Here is a 14,736-nt window from a genome sequence, read left to right on the forward strand (position 1 = left end):
ACCGGATCCGGCCGCCGTCCACGCGGCCGCCGAAGCGATCCGGCGAATCTGTGGATGAATCGTGTGCCTGTGGACAACCCCTACGCGCGGGAGACGACCACCCCGACGGCGCCGGGACCGACGTGTGCGCCGAGAACCGCGTCGAGTTCGGACACCGACAGCGCGGTGCCGGCGGGCAGCCGCTCGGCGAGCTGTGCGACGAGCTGTTCGGCGCGTTCGGGGGCATCGCGGTGGTGGACGGCCACCGCGGTCACCGGCTCCGCGGTGTCGACGACGCCGTCGACCAGCTTCGCCATCGCCTTGGTCATGGTGCGGGTCTTCTCCCGCAGCACCAGCCGGCCGTCGACGAGGTGGAGCACCGGCTTCATCGCCAGAGCGGTGCCCAGCAGGGCCGTGGCGGTGCCGATGCGGCCGCCACGGCGCAGATGGTCGAGCCGGTCGACCACCAGCAGGGTCCGGCTGCGGGCGGCGACCTCCACAGCCCGTTCGTAGACGGCCCGCACGCTCGCACCGGACCGGGCCAGCTCCGCCCCCGCCAGGGCAGCGAATCCCAAACCCATTGCGGTGGTTCGACTGTCGACCAACTGCACCCGGTCACCGAGGGCGTCGGCGGCGTAGCGGGCGGCCGACCAGGTACCCGACAGCTCACGGGACAGGTGCACGGCGACCACGCCGTCGCCACCGCTGTCCGACAGCGCCTCGGCGTACGCCTCCGTCAGTTCGGCCGGGGAGGGACCGGAGGTGGTGACGCCGGACAGGTCGGCGGGCAGATCGTCCACGCCCTCGCGCAATTCGACACCGTCGGCGATCACGTGCAGCGGCACGACACGGATGTCGTACCGCTCCACCATTTCCGGGTCGAGACAGCACGACGAGTCGGTCACCACTACTACAGACACGCCGCCTACCGTATGTCCTCCGCGGCGGCGCGCGCATCCCGGCGCACCATCCGTACCGCCTCGAGAACCGCGGCGGCCACCTCGCTGTGCCCGTCCCAGCCCCAGTGGATGCCGTCCGGGTTCGCCGCGCCGGAGTGGATGTCCGCGTGCACGGCCTCACCGAGATCGACCAGGGGAACCGACTTTTCGGACGCCCAGCGGTTGATCGCCCGGGCCGCGGCGGGACGGCCGCGGTGCACGGCGCGGTACTGCTCGCTGCGATGCACCGACGGCAGCGTGCCGATCACGGGCAGGTCCGGCCGCATGTACGCCAGCGACGCGCGGATGGTTTCGAGGTAGTCCACGCTGACCCGGGGCGGCAGGGCCACCGGCCAGCCGAGGGGCGAGAGCCGGGGCTGCAGCCATCCGTAGGTCTCCCGCACGACGCGGCGCAGGCGCGGCGGCCGCACGTAGCGCAGGGTCTCCCGCAGCGCCGTCGGCAGAGGGGACGGCAGGGTGTCCATGCCGCCCACGGCCAGCACGACGGCACCGGCCCGCGGGATCGTCGCCCACACGCGTGGATCCTGCGTCATCGCCCACCACGCGTCGCGTGTCGTCCACCCGATCCGCGCGACGAGTTCGACGTCCCAGTCGAGTTCCCGCGCCACGATGTTCGGCCAGATCCGCGGATGGTCCGCCGGCAGTCCGCCCTTCGGACCGTAGTAGCTGAGCGAGTCACCGATCACGAGCAGCGTCGGCCGCTGCGGCCCGGCCACCGGCCGTGGGTCAGAGGACGTCATCGGCCGCCACCGTAGCCGTCGCGTTCCACACGTCGAGCCGCCACGCGGGCTGGTCCCCGTATCCGCTGAGCTGGACCCAACCGGTGTTGCCGAGTCCGCCGAGGACCGGCCACCGGTCGACCGGGAGATCGAGCAGTGCGGCGGTCAGTGCCGCGATCAGTCCGCCGTGCGCGACGACGATGATCGGCCGCTGCACCCACTGCTCGTGTTTGTCGAGAAGTTCCTGGATCACCGGGGCGCTGCGCCGGGCCACGTCGACCCGGCTCTCCCCCTCGGGAGGCGCCCAGGTGGCGTCGGCCCGCCACGCTGCCCGCGCCCCCGGGGACACCGAGTCCACGTCGTGGTGGGTCAGGCCCTGCCACCGGCCGAGGTGGGTCTCGCGCAGCCGCGGATCGATCGCCACCGGCAGGCCGGCCTGGTCACCGAGTTCGACGGCGGTGTCGTAGGCGCGCCGCAGATCGGAGGAGACGATCGCCACGGGCCGGTGCTCGACGAGGATCCGGGCGGCGGCCACGGCCTGACGCCGCCCCAGCTCGGACAGCTCGGTATCGAGCTGCCCCTGCATCCGGCTGGTGGCGTTGTACTCGGTCTGCCCGTGACGCACCAGGATCAGGCGCCGGACCGGTACCCGATGGGTCACCGGTCGCCCGGCGTGTCGTCCGCGGTGGGCGTGGTGTCGTCGGCCGCGGGCGACCCCGCGCCGGTGTCGTCGGCCGCGGGCGACCCCGCGCCGGTGTCGTCGGCCGCGGGCGACCCCGCGCCGGTGTCGTCGGCCGGCGCGGGAGCGCCGATGCCGTCGACGGTGATCACCGGGCAGTCCTTCCACAGCCGGTCGAGGGCGTAGAAGTTGCGTTCGTCGTCGTGCTGGATGTGTACCACCACGTCGACGTAGTCCAGCAGCGTCCAGCGACCCTCGCGGGTGCCCTCGCGCCGCACGGGCTTGTGGCCTGCCAGCCGCAGCTTCTCCTCGACGTTGTCGACGATGGCGTTGACCTGACGCTCGTTGGCCGCGGAGGCGATCACGAAGCAGTCGGTGATGACCAGTTGCTCGGACACGTCCAGCACCACGACATCGGTGGCCAGTTTCTCGTCGGCCGCGCGGGCCGCGATGCGTGCCATCTCGATGGCTTCTGCAGTTGCCGTCACTGCGTGGTCTTCCTCTCGGGGTGGGGGTGGGACTCGGGGTGGGGGTGGGACTCGGCGTGGGGATATGACACGGTCGCCGCCCCGTCGAGGCGCCGCGAGTTCGCGGGCCGGTACAGGTTGCGCTTGGTGATGTACTGCACCACCCCGTCCGGCACCAGGTACCAGATGGGCCTGTGGTCACGCACCCGCGTCCGGCAGTCGGTCGAGGAGATCGCCAGCGCGGGGATCTCGACGAGACCGACGGTGTCGGCGGGCAGCTTCTCGAGGTGTTCGGCGAGATGCTCGACGTGCAGGTCGTAGCCCGGACGCGACACTCCCACGAACCGGGCCAGCTCGAACAATTCGGTCCAGTTCTGCCACGACAGGATCGAGGCGATCGCGTCGGCGCCGGTGATGAAGTACAGCTGGGCGTCGGGCATCAGCGAACGCAGGTCGCGCAGCGTGTCGACAGTGTAGGTGGCCTTGTCCCGCTCGATGTCGACCCGGCTGACGGAGAACCGCGGATTCGAGGCGGTCGCGATGACCGTCATCAGATAGCGGTCCTCGGCCGTGCTGACCTCGCTCCCCGACTTCTGCCACGGCTGTCCGGTGGGCACGAACACGACCTCGTCGAGGTCGTACCGGTCGGCCACCTCGCTGGCTGCGACGAGGTGCCCGTGGTGGATGGGGTCGAAGGTGCCGCCCATGACACCGACGCGACGTCGTGTGTCACCGACGCCGTGTCGTGTGTCACCGTCGCGACGTCGCGGCGCCGGATTCGGGGCGGATGGCTCATGCACGATTGTCCAGCTTACGGGTTCACACCGGCAGCAGGCCCGCCACCACCTGCGCGAGCTGCTGCGCGGACCGGCACTCGTGCATCGTGATCACCTCGCCGTACGTCTTCGCCGCCGAATCTCCGGTTCCCCATTGGCCGCGGGGTTCCGGGTTGAGCCAGTGGGCGTGCCGGGCGACGGCCACCAGGTGCTCGAGGGCGCCGAGGTTGGGATCGCGGTAGTTGGTCCGCGCGTCGCCGAGCACGAGCAGGGAGCTGCGGCTGGTGAGGCTGTGCGCGTACCGCTCGGTGAACACGCCCAGCGCGTGACCGTAGTCGGAGTGGCCGTCGTAGGCGATCAGCTCGGCCTCGCGCAGCATCCGCGACATGGCGGCCCCGAGGTCGGCGCCGGCGGAGAAGTGGTGGGTGACCTCGTCGGTGCTGTCGATGAACGCGAACACCCGGACGCGGGAGAACTGCTCGCGCAGGGCATGCACGAGCAGCAGGGTGAAGTGGGAGAAGCCGGCGACCGACCCGGAGACGTCGCAGAGCACCACCAGCTCCGGACGGGCCGGGCGCGGCTTGCGGTTGACCAGGTCGATGGGCACCCCGCCGGTGGACATCGACTTGCGCAGCGTCCGGCGCAGGTCGATCGCTCCCGCGCGGGCCCGCCGCCGGCGCGCGGCGAGCCGGCTCGCCAGCAGCCGCGCCAGCGGGGTGACGCTGCGGCGCAGCGCGGTGAGCTCGGCGTCGGTGGCACGCAGGAAGTCGACCTCCTCGGCGAGCTTGGGCACCCCGTAGGTGGCGACGCGGTCGCGTCCGACCTGTTCGGCGGTGCGGCGACGCGTCTCGCGCTCGACCATGGCCCGGAAATCCGCCACTCGGCGCGCCGCCGTGCGGCGCGCCACCTCGGTGGCGTACTCGGTGTCCTGATCCCGCTCCTCCGGGCCGGCGTTGCCGAGCAGGCCCTCGAGGATCTTCGAGACCAGCGTTTCGGGCGACACCTGGCGCAGCGCCTGGTACGCCGAGAACGACGGTCCGTTGCCCGAGGTGTACTGCCCCAGCTCCTCGACGATCTGCGCGGTCAGCAGCTCGACGAGCTCGACCGCGTCGGCGGAGTCGTCGGCGAGTATCTCGGCGATCAGATCCCGCAGCGCCTCGAAGTCGATCTCGCCGTCCGGGGTGCGCGGCAGCGCCGGATCGATCCCGCCGGCCTCGCGGCGGCCGACCGCTGCCGGGAACCACAGGTCGAACAGGGCATCGAAGGTCGGGCGGTGGGTGGGCCGGCGCAGCAGCGCGCACGCCAGCCCCTCGCGGAGGGCGTCCCGGTCGAGCAGGTCGAGCACCGACATGACCCGGCCGGCATCGACGGTCTCGGACGGTCCTACGGGAATGCCGCGGCGGCGCAGTGCCTCGACGAACCCGACCAGGTGGCCGGGCAGGCCGTGCGGCGCCGACGGCCCCTGGTCCCGCACCGGCGGGCGTGCCCCGGCCATGTCAGTTCAACCGCAGCTCGGCCGCGGCCCGCAGCTGATCGGACTGGTGTTTGAGGATCACCCCGAGCGTGGCCCGCACGGCGGCGTCGTCGAGGGTGTCGAGGCCCAGGGCGAGCAGCGTGCGGCCCCAGTCGATCGTCTCCGCCACCGACGGCAGCTTCTTGAGCTGCATGCCGCGCAGCACCCGGACCGTGCGCACGAGCTGCTCGGCGACCGTCTCGGGCAGCTCCGGTACCCGGCTCGCCAGGATGCGGCGCTCGAGGTCGGCGTCGGGGAAGTCGAGGTGCAGGAACAGGCAGCGTCGCTTGAGTGCCTCGGACAGCTCCCGCGTCGCGTTCGAGGTGAGCACCGTGAAGGGCTTGCGGGTGGCGCTGATGGTGCCGAGCTCGGGCACGGTCACCGCGAAATCGCTGAGCACCTCGAGCAGCAGACCCTCGATCTCCACGTCCGCCTTGTCGACCTCGTCGACCAGGAGCACCGTCGGATCCTCCCGGCGGATGGCGGTCAGCAGCGGGCGCGGCAGGAGGAACTCCTCGGAGAACACGTCCTGCTTCGTCGCGTCCCAGGAATGGTCGGTGCCGGCCTGGATCCGCAGGATCTGCTTGGCGTGGTTCCACTCGTACAGCGCCCGCGACTCGTCGACACCCTCGTAGCACTGCAGCCGCACCAGCTCGGCGCCGGAGGTCTGCGCCACCGCCCGGGCGAGCTCGGTCTTGCCCACCCCGGCGGGGCCCTCGATGAGCAGCGGCTTGCCGAGGCGGTCGGCGAGGAACACCGCGGTGGCCGTGGCCTTGTCGGCGAGGTATCCGGTCTCGGCGAGGCGGTCGATCACCTCGTCGACGTCGGCGAAGATCGGCGGGGTGGTCGGCAGCGCACGGTCCACGCTGTGTCCTTTCGTCGGGGCCGGCCCTGTCGGGTCCGGGTCTCGTCCGGTCCGGTCTCGTCGAGCGCTGTCGCGAACCCTCAGGCCGGCCGGGTGTGGCCGTCGCCCCACACCACCCACTTGGTGGAGGTGAGTTCCGGCAGTCCCATCGGGCCGCGGGCATGCAGCTTCTGGGTGGAGATGCCGATCTCGGCACCGAACCCGAACTGCTCGCCGTCGGTGAACGCCGTCGAGGCGTTGACCATAACGGCTGCGGCGTCGACCCGCGCGGAGAACTCCCGGGCCGCCGCGAGGTCGGAGGTGACGATGGCCTCGGTGTGGCCGGTGCCGTACCGGTCGATGTGCGCGACGGCCGCGTCGAGGTCGTCGACGACGGCGAGCGCGATGTCGAGGCTCAGGTACTCCTCCGCCCAGTCGGCCTCGGTGGCCGGCTCGAGGCCGGGCAGGTCACCGTGCACGGTGACGCTGTGGTTCTGCAGCACCTGCAGCAGCCGGGGTACGGCGGTGTCGGCGACGGCCTTGTCCACCAGAATCGTCTCGGCGGTGTTGCACACGCTGGGCCGGCGGGTCTTGGCGTTGACGACGATCTTCTCGGCCATGTCCAGATCGGCCGACGCGTGCACGTACACGTGGCAGTTGCCCACGCCCGTCTCGATGGTGGGCACGGTGGCGTCGCGGACGACGGCGGAGATCAGGCCGGCACCGCCGCGCGGGATGACGACGTCGACGAGTCCGCGTGCCTGGATGAGGTGCGTGACCGAGGACCGGTCCGCGCTGGGCAGCAGTTGTACGGCGTCCTCCGGCAGCTCCTGCATCGCGAGGGCGCCGCGCAGGGCCTCGACGAGGGCGGCGTTGGAGTGGGCTGCCGACGACGACCCGCGCAGCAGGGCCGCGTTGCCGGACTTGAGGGCCAGGCCGAAGGCGTCGACGGTGACGTTGGGCCGGGCCTCGTACACCATCCCGACGACGCCGAGCGGCACCCGCATCTGCCGGATCTCGAGGCCGTTGGGCAGGGTCGAGCCACGGACCACCTCGCCGATCGGGTCGGGCAGCCCCGCGACCTGCCGCAGCCCCGCCGCGATGCCCTCGACGCGGGCCTGCGTCAGCCGGAGCCGGTCGAGCAGGGACTCCTCGGTGCCCGCCGCGCGGGCGGTCTCGATGTCCTCGGCGTTCGCGGCGAGCACCGCGTCGGACGCGGCGAGCACCGCGTCCGCGGCGGCGTGCAGGGCGGCGTCCTTCTGCGCGGTGGTGAGCAGGGCGAGCCGGCGGGAGGCGACGCGGGCGCGACGGGCCGCGGCGTGCACGGCCTCGCGGGTGTCCCCGGCGCCGGTCGCCCGGACGTCCCCGGAAACGGTTGCAGATGAGTCAGGGGTCACGGCAGTCATGGCCCCCAGACTAGTCCGCGCCCGGGCGGATCAGCGCAGCCCGGTCCCCCGCGCCAGGGCGGATCAGCGCAGCCCGGTCCCCCGCGCCAGGGCGGTGTCCACCAGCGTGGACAGCAGCGTGCGGTACTCGAGACCGCTGGCCTCCCACATACGCGGGTACATCGAGATCGACGTGAACCCGGGCATGGTGTTGATCTCGTTGATCACGGGCCCGTCCTCCGTGACGAAGAAGTCGACGCGGGACAGGCCCTGGCAGTCGAGGGCGCGGAAGGCGCGGACCGCGAGCTCCCGGATCCGGTCGGAGACGTCGTCGTCGAGCTTGGCGGGCACGTCGAACTCGCACACGTCGTCGAGGTACTTGGTGTCGAAGTCGTAGAACGCCTCGTGATCGCCGGACGGGTCGGGCATCCGGATCTCGGCGACGACACTGGCGCGCACGTCGCCGTCGGGGAACTCGAGCACGCCGCACTCGACCTCGCGACCGACGATCGCGGATTCGACGATCACCTTCGGGTCGTGCCGGCGGGCCTTCTCGATCGCCGCGTCGAGCGCCGCCCAGTCGGCGACACGGCTGATCCCGATGGAGGAGCCGCCGCGGGCGGGCTTGACGAAGACCGGGAGGCCGAGACGCTGTTTCTGCTCCTCGGTGAGGGTCGCGGCGCCGGGGCGCAGCACGATCTGGAATCCGACGGGCAGGCCCTCGGCCGCGAGCAGCTTCTTGGTGAACTCCTTGTCCATCCCGGCGGCGCTGGCGAGCACGCCGGGTCCCACGTACGGAACGCCGGCGAGCTCGAGCAGCCCCTGGATCGTGCCGTCCTCGCCGTAGGCGCCGTGCAGCACCGGGAACACGACGTCGACGGAGGCGAGCACCTTGCCGAACTCGCCCTCGTCGAGGGCGACGATGTCACCGGCCCGAGTGGGGTCGGCGGTGAGCACCAGCGCCGTTCCCTCCGCGTCGACGGTCGGCAACTCGCGGCCCGCCTTGGCGAGCCGTTCGGGATCCGTGTCGGCGAGCACCCAGGCGCCGTCGGTGGTGATGCCGATCGGGACGGCCTCGTAACGCTGCGGGTCGAGGTGGCGCAGGATGCTGCCCGCCGAAACGCAGGAGACGGAATGTTCGTTGCTGCGGCCGCCGAAGACGACGGCCACCCGGATACGGGGTGTGCTCACGGCACAAACCGTACCGGTGCCGCCGCCCCGGTAGATACCCGAGTCCTGCTCAGCACCGGGAGAGCGCGCGGTCGAGATCGTCGAGCAGGTCGGCGGTGTCCTCGATCCCGCAGGACAATCGCACGAAGCCGGCCGGTACGGGATCGCCCCAGCGGGCGCGCCGGTCGGCGGTGGTGTGGATGCCCCCGAAACTGGTCGCGGCGGTGACGAGCTCGCTCGCCGCGACGAACCGGTGGAACTGCTGTTCGCCGTCGAGCCGGAACGTCACCAGCGGCCCGAACCGGCGCATCTGTGCCGCGGCGACGGGGTGGGCGGGATCGTCGCCCAGACCGGGGTAGCGGACGCCGCGCACGGCGGGATGCTCGCGCAGCATCGACGCCGCGGCCAGCGCGTTGGCGCACTGCCGGTCGAAGCGCAGCCCGGCGGTGCCCAGGCTGCGGTGCGCCAGCCACGTCTCGAACGGGCCGAGGACGGTCCCGGAGAGCAGGCGCTCCCGGTCGAGGGCCGGCACGAGTGCATCGTCGGCGACAGCGAGGTACCCCATCAGCAGATCGCTGTGCCCGCTGAGCGATTTCGTGCCGCTGGCGACGACGATGTCCGCGCCCAGCGCGAGCGGCTGCTGCCCCAGCGGGGTGGCGGTGGTGTTGTCCACCAGCAGCAGGGCGCCGGCCGTCCGGCACAGCGCCGCGGTGGCGCGCAGGTCGACGACGTCCAGTCCCGGGTTCGACGGGGTCTCGGCCAGCACGAGCGCGCCCTCGCCGGCGCCGGCGAGGACAGCGCGGAGACTGCCGTCGCCGAACTGGGCGGCGGTGAGTTCGTAGACCGTGATCCCGAGGGGCTCGAGGCGTTCCCGCGCGTATTCGCGCACCTGGTAGTACCCGTCGGCGGGGACGACGACGGTGCCGCCGCGACGGGTCAGCGCCCGCAGCGCGACGGTGACCGCGGACATCCCGGACCCGACGACCCGGGCCGCGGCCGCGCCCTCGAGCGCGGCCAGCGCGGATTCGAGGGCACGCCAACCGGGATTCGAGGCGCGGGCGTAGGTGTCGGCCTCCGTGCCCTCCGCGCCGAGCTGGTAGGGGGCGGCGAGGACCGGACCGGGTTGCAGCGGAGCCCCTGGAATATGTTCGGCGGCAACCGCTTTCACGCAGCGTGTGGAGTCACCCGGCACGGTCTCACTCCGGCTTGATCCGGCGGCCGAGCAGCAGCCCGATCGCCTCGGGCACCGACATGCCCTCGTAGCACACGCGGTGCACGGCGTCGGTGAGCGGCATCTCCACGTCGTAACTGGCCGCCAGCGCCCGGACGGAGGTGCACGACTTGACCCCCTCGGCCACCTGGCCGTGCGTGGCCTCCTGGGCGCTTTCGAGCGTCCCTCCCCTGCCCAGTCGCTCCCCGAACGAACGGTTACGCGACAGCGGCGAGGTGCACGTGGCCACGAGGTCGCCGACACCCGCCAGCCCGGCCAGGGTGGTCGGCTTGGCACCGAGCGCAGTTCCCAGCCGGGTGATCTCGGCCAGCCCACGGGTGATGATGGAGGCGATCGTGTTGTCGCCGAGGCCGACACCGGCCGCCATGCCGCACGCGAGCGCGATGACGTTCTTGCACGCGCCGCCGATCTCGCAGCCGATCACGTCGGTGTTCGTGTATGGCCTGAAATACCCTGTTGCACATGCCCTTTGAATCTCGAGCGCCCGAGTGGAGTCGGAACACGCGATCACCGTGGCGGCAGGCTGCCGATCGGCGATCTCGCGGGCGAGGTTCGGCCCGGACAACACCGCGATGCGGTCGTGTTCGGCGCCGGTCACCTGGGCGATCACCTGACTCATCCGCATGAGGGTGCCGCCCTCGATGCCTTTCGCCAGGCTCAGCAGGGTCGCGTCGGAACCGATGTCGTCGCGCCACGCCCCGAGATTCGCGCGCAGCGTCTGCGACGGCACCGCGAGGACGAGGAAGTCCACTCCGTCGAGTGCGACGCGGTGATCCGCGGTGGCGCGCAACGTCGAGGGCAACTCGACGCCCGGCAGATAGTCCGGGTTCTCGTGCCGGGCGGCGATCGCCTCGGCCACCTCCGCGCGCCGCGCCCAGATCGTCACGTCCGTTCCGGCCTCCGCCAGTACCTTCGCGAAGGCCGTCCCCCACGACCCCGCACCCAACACCGCAGCCTTGCTCACGCAGTCCCCTTACTCGTGTCCGATCCCGTCCGCAGACCACCGCCGCGACCGCTCCAGTATCGCCCACCGCCGCGCCCGCGACCGTCCTCGTCGCCGACTGGCAGAATCGACGACCATGACCGCCGCGCACGCGCTGATTCCCGTCAAGGCCCTCGGCCTGGCGAAGTCGCGGCTGGCGCACGTCCTCGACCCCGGCACCCGAGCTGCCCTGGTGCTCGCGATGCTCGACGACACCCTCCACGCGGCGCTGGCGGTCGAGGGGCTCGCCGTCACCGTGATCACCACCGACGCCGATGTCGCCGCGCTGGCTCTCCGCGCGGGGGCGCACACGCTCGCCGATCCCCCGCCGTCGACACGGCCGGCACCGCCGTCGATCCGCTGAATGCGGCGCTCGCCGCCGCGGCCCGGCGGGTGCGGTCCCGCGAGCCCGGCGTGGATCTGGTCGCGCTGCACGCGGACCTGCCGGCCCTGCGGCCCGCCGAACTGTCCGCGGCCCTGACCGCGGCGCGCGAGGTCGGCCGGGCGGTCGTCGTGGACCACACCGGCACCGGCACCTCGGCGCTGCTGCACTGCACGACCGAACCGCTGCACCCGCTGTTCGGTCCGGACTCGGCGCACCGTCACGTGCGGGCGGGAGCCCACCCCCTGGCCGGGGACTGGCCGGGACTGCGGCTCGACGTGGACACCGTCGCCGATCTCGAGGCCGCCACTGCGCAGGGCGTGGGGCCCGCGACGGCCTCGGCTCTGGGGCGGATCGGATGGCCGATGCCCGTTCGTCATCCCGACTTCGGTTGACGTACGTCGACGGATTGTCCGCCGTTCCGAAACTGAGGGATGATCGACGTGTGAAACACGGCGATTCCACGGACCAGCGCATCGACACCGAACCCCCCGGGTTCGCCGGGGCATCCGGCGACGGCGGAGCCGGACTCGACGGCACCACCGCCACCCGTTCGGCCTCGGCACCGAGTGCCCCGCCCGCAGCCACGATGCTGCAGGCGGTCGCCGACGGCTTGCCGCTGGACCGCTACCTCAACCGGGAACTGAGCTGGCTCGACTTCAACGCGCGAGTGCTCGCGCTGGCCGAGGACACGTCTCTGCCGCTCCTCGAACGCGCCAAGTTCCTTGCGATCTTCGCCTCGAACCTCGACGAGTTCTACATGGTGCGCGTCGCCGGCCTCAAGCGCCGTGCCGAAACCGGCCTGTCGGTCCGCTCCGCCGACGGGCTGTCGCCACGAGCGCAACTCGCGCTCATCGCGCGCAGCACCCAGGAGATCGCGCGCCGGCACGCTCTCGTCTTCCTCGATTCGGTCCTGCCCGCCCTGACCGCCGAAGGCATTTCCATCATCGACTGGGAGGATCTGACCGACGACGAAAAACAGCGCCTGACCGCGTACTTCGTCGAGCAGGTGTTCCCGGTACTGACGCCCCTCGCGGTCGATCCGGCACACCCGTTCCCGTACATCAGCGGGCTGAGCCTCAACCTCGCTGTCACCGTGAAGGATCTGGAGTCCGCCGGGGAGCACTTCGCGCGGGTGAAGGTGCCGGACAACGTCGATCGCTTCGTCCGGGTCCGCCGGGAAGGCTCCCCGGACGAGATCGACGCGTTCCTGCCTCTCGAGGAACTCATCGCGGCGCATCTCGACGTGCTGTTCCCCGGCATGGAAATCGTCGAGCACCACGCCTTCCGGGTCACGCGCAACGCCGACTTCGAGGTCGAGGAGGACCGCGACGAGGATCTCCTCCAGGCGCTCGAGCGGGAACTCGCCCGTCGCCGCTTCGGTTCTCCCGTGCGTCTCGAGGTCGCCGACGACATGACCGAGCACATGCTCGAACTGCTGCTGCGCGAGCTCGACGTCGATCCCGCCGACGTGGTGCAGCTGCCGGGACTGCTGGACCTGTCGAGCCTGTGGCAGGTGCACGGCGTGGACCGCCCCGACCTGAAGGACCGGCCGTTCGTGCCGGCCACGCACCCCGCGTTCGGCGAACGCGAGACCCCCAAGAGCGTGTTCTCGACGCTGCGCGAGGGCGACGTGCTGGTGCACCACCCCTACGACTCCTTCTCCACCAGCGTGCAACGGTTCATCGAACAGGCCGCAGCCGACAGCCAGGTGCTCGCGATCAAGCAGACCCTCTACCGCACCTCCGGCGACTCCCCCATCGTCAACGCACTGATCGCCGCGGCGGAGGCCGGCAAGCAGGTGGTGGCGCTGGTGGAGATCAAGGCCCGCTTCGACGAGCAGGCGAACATCAAGTGGGCCCGCAAGCTCGAACAGGCCGGCGTGCACGTGGTGTACGGCCTGGTGGGGCTCAAGACCCACTGCAAGACGTGCCTCGTGGTCCGCCGGGAGGGCTCGCTCATCCGCCGCTACTGCCACATCGGTACCGGCAACTACAACCCGAAGACCGCCCGGCTCTACGAGGACGTCGGCCTGCTCACCGCCGCCCCGGAGATCGGCGCGGACCTGACCGATCTGTTCAACACGCTCACCGGTTACTCGCGGATGGCGAAGTACCGCAACCTGCTCGTGGCCCCGCACGGCGTGCGAGCGGGCATCATCGAACGGATCGACGCCGAGATCGAGCACCACGCGGCCGGTCGCGACGCCCGGATCCGCCTGAAGGCCAATGCGCTGGTCGACGAGCAGGTCATCGACGCGCTGTACCGCGCCTCCTGCGCGGGGGTGCCGGTGGAGATCGTCGTGCGCGGCATCTGCGCGCTCAAGCCCGGAGTACCCGGACTGAGCGAGAACATCACGGTGCGGTCCATCCTCGGGCGGTTCCTGGAGCACTCGCGCGTCCTGCATTTCCGGGCAGCCGACGAGATCTGGATCGGCAGCGCCGACATGATGCATCGCAACCTCGATCGCCGGGTGGAGGTGATGGCACAGGTGAAGGATCCCCGGCTGGCGGCGCAACTCGACTCGATCTTCGAGTCGGCGCTCGACCCGGCCACCCGGTGCTGGACGTTGCGGGCCGACGGAACCTGGCTCGCGTCGCCGGCTCCCGGAACCGCGGCCCGTGACCATCAAGAAGAGCTCATGCGTAGCCGTAGCTCCTGATCGGAAGGATGTCGGTGTCCCCCGTTTCCGACAACGCAATGCGAGCCAACATCTTCGCCGCCGGGGCTGTCCTCTGGCGACGGAATCCGACCGACCGGAACCGTTTCGACGTGGCGGTCGTGCACCGGCCGCGTTACGACGACTGGTCCTTCCCCAAGGGCAAGCTCGATCCCGGCGAGACCCCGATCGTCGCCGCCCTGCGCGAGATCGAGGAGGAGACCGGGATTTCGGCGCGTCTCGGCCGGTATCTCGGCAAGGTCACCTACCCGGTGCCGGGTCACCGCAAGCTCAAGCGGGTGGACTACTGGGCCGCCGAGAAATGCAGCGGGGAGTTCACCCCCAACGACGAGGTCGACGAGCTGCGCTGGCTCGCACCCGACGACGCCTTCGCGGCCCTGTCGTACCCGATGGACCACACGGTGCTGCGCCGCTTCCAGGCCCTGCCGCCGGACACGGCGACGGTGCTGATCGTGCGGCATGCCAAGGCCGGCAGCCGCAGGAATCACCGGGGCGACGATCGGGACCGGCCGCTCGACGCGGCGGGCCGTGCCCAGGCCCAGGCCCTCGTTCCGCAACTGCTCGCGTTCGGCGCCGACAGCGTGGTCGCCGCGGACCGGGCACGCTGCGTGCAGACGGTGCAACCGCTCGCGGACCGGCTCGGGATCGACGTTGCCGTCGAACCCTCCCTCACGGAGGAGGAGTACAGCGCCGACCCGCAACTCGGGCGCAAGCGGGTGCTCGACCTCGCCCAGCGCGGCGGGGTGCCGGTGATCTGCAGCCAGGGCAAGGTGATCCCGGACCTTGTGCAATGGTGGGCCGAGCACGACGGGATCACCGCGCCGAACACGCGTAACCGCAAGGGGAGCACGTGGGTGCTGTCGCTCGCCGGCGACCGGCTCGTCGCGGTGGACCACATCGACAGCCCGCTGCCCGCCGGGCCCGCCTGAACGCGCTTCGGCGGCCATCGAGGTTCCCCCCGATGGCCGCC

13 protein-coding genes and 1 pseudogene are annotated in these 14,736 nt (G+C 71.5%); 3 read left to right on the plus strand and 11 right to left on the minus strand.

Annotated features, from left to right (window positions below):
• Positions 1 to 80: 80 nt before the first annotated feature.
• From ISO16_RS05940 to ISO16_RS05990, 11 genes are all read right to left on the minus strand, one after another.
• Positions 81 to 899, minus strand: a complete 819-nt coding sequence (locus tag ISO16_RS05940) for a DegV family protein (RefSeq protein WP_072635507.1) — start codon at positions 897 to 899, stop codon at positions 81 to 83.
• Positions 900 to 904: 5 nt separating this feature from the next.
• Positions 905 to 1,678, minus strand: a complete 774-nt coding sequence (gene octT / locus ISO16_RS05945) for a diglucosylglycerate octanoyltransferase (protein ID WP_043797381.1) — start codon at positions 1,676 to 1,678, stop codon at positions 905 to 907.
• Entirely contained in the window at positions 1,665 to 2,318 is a 654-nt protein-coding gene (locus ISO16_RS05950; protein ID WP_006933762.1) for a histidine phosphatase family protein, read from the minus strand. The genes octT and ISO16_RS05950 overlap by 14 nt, the downstream gene beginning before the upstream one ends.
• Positions 2,315 to 2,824 (minus strand): ribosome silencing factor, encoded by a 510-nt coding sequence (rsfS, locus tag ISO16_RS05955; protein ID WP_075288605.1) that lies wholly within the window; start codon positions 2,822 to 2,824, stop codon positions 2,315 to 2,317. Before rsfS ends, ISO16_RS05950 begins: the two co-directional genes overlap by 4 nt.
• On the minus strand, positions 2,821 to 3,603 hold the full coding sequence (gene nadD, locus ISO16_RS05960) for a nicotinate-nucleotide adenylyltransferase (protein WP_080688406.1): 783 nt from the start codon (positions 3,601 to 3,603) through the stop codon (positions 2,821 to 2,823). Before nadD ends, rsfS begins: the two co-directional genes overlap by 4 nt.
• Positions 3,604 to 3,622: 19 nt before the next feature.
• Complete coding sequence (locus ISO16_RS05965; RefSeq protein ID WP_072635509.1) at positions 3,623 to 5,074, minus strand: vWA domain-containing protein; 1,452 nt, start codon at positions 5,072 to 5,074, stop codon at positions 3,623 to 3,625.
• Position 5,075: 1 nt separating this feature from the next.
• Entirely contained in the window at positions 5,076 to 5,957 is an 882-nt protein-coding gene (locus ISO16_RS05970; protein WP_006933754.1) for an AAA family ATPase, read from the minus strand.
• 80 nt (positions 5,958 to 6,037) lie between these two features.
• Complete coding sequence (locus ISO16_RS05975; protein ID WP_029544392.1) at positions 6,038 to 7,342, minus strand: glutamate-5-semialdehyde dehydrogenase; 1,305 nt, start codon at positions 7,340 to 7,342, stop codon at positions 6,038 to 6,040.
• Between the two features lie 63 nt (positions 7,343 to 7,405).
• Positions 7,406 to 8,512, minus strand: coding sequence for a D-alanine--D-alanine ligase family protein (locus tag ISO16_RS05980; RefSeq protein ID WP_006933750.1), 1,107 nt, complete (start codon positions 8,510 to 8,512; stop codon positions 7,406 to 7,408).
• Between the two features lie 49 nt (positions 8,513 to 8,561).
• Positions 8,562 to 9,683 (minus strand): cystathionine gamma-lyase, encoded by a 1,122-nt coding sequence (locus ISO16_RS05985; RefSeq protein ID WP_072635510.1) that lies wholly within the window; start codon positions 9,681 to 9,683, stop codon positions 8,562 to 8,564.
• Between the two features lie 4 nt (positions 9,684 to 9,687).
• Positions 9,688 to 10,686, minus strand: coding sequence for an NAD(P)H-dependent glycerol-3-phosphate dehydrogenase (locus ISO16_RS05990; protein ID WP_006933747.1), 999 nt, complete (start codon positions 10,684 to 10,686; stop codon positions 9,688 to 9,690).
• Between the two features lie 115 nt (positions 10,687 to 10,801).
• Between ISO16_RS05990 and cofC the strand changes: the two are divergent.
• The 3 genes and pseudogenes from cofC to ISO16_RS06005 all read left to right on the plus strand — a co-directional run bounded on the left by cofC (position 10,802) and on the right by ISO16_RS06005 (position 14,695).
• Positions 10,802 to 11,481: pseudogene (cofC, locus tag ISO16_RS05995) on the plus strand (2-phospho-L-lactate guanylyltransferase).
• A gap of 50 nt (positions 11,482 to 11,531) precedes the next feature.
• On the plus strand, positions 11,532 to 13,748 hold the full coding sequence (locus ISO16_RS06000; protein ID WP_029544397.1) for an RNA degradosome polyphosphate kinase: 2,217 nt from the start codon (positions 11,532 to 11,534) through the stop codon (positions 13,746 to 13,748).
• A gap of 8 nt (positions 13,749 to 13,756) precedes the next feature.
• Positions 13,757 to 14,695 (plus strand): NUDIX hydrolase, encoded by a 939-nt coding sequence (locus tag ISO16_RS06005; protein ID WP_029544399.1) that lies wholly within the window; start codon positions 13,757 to 13,759, stop codon positions 14,693 to 14,695.
• Positions 14,696 to 14,736: the final 41 nt, after the last annotated feature.

The sequence above is a fragment of the Rhodococcus sp. M8 genome (assembly GCF_015654185.1).
In the GTDB taxonomy this organism is placed as follows: Bacteria; Actinomycetota; Actinomycetes; order Mycobacteriales; family Mycobacteriaceae; genus Rhodococcus; species Rhodococcus aetherivorans.

Excerpts from the sequence above, each read along its gene's own strand:
- octT (WP_043797381.1), bottom strand. The coding sequence starts at position 1,678 with ATGACGTCCTCTGACCCACGGCCGGTGGCCGGGCCGCAGCGGCCGACG.
- ISO16_RS05965 (WP_072635509.1), bottom strand. The coding sequence starts at position 5,074 with ATGGCCGGGGCACGCCCGCCGGTGCGGGACCAGGGGCCGTCGGCGCCG.
- ISO16_RS05975 (WP_029544392.1), bottom strand. The coding sequence starts at position 7,342 with ATGACTGCCGTGACCCCTGACTCATCTGCAACCGTTTCCGGGGACGTC.
- ISO16_RS06005 (WP_029544399.1), top strand. The coding sequence starts at position 13,757 with ATGTCGGTGTCCCCCGTTTCCGACAACGCAATGCGAGCCAACATCTTC.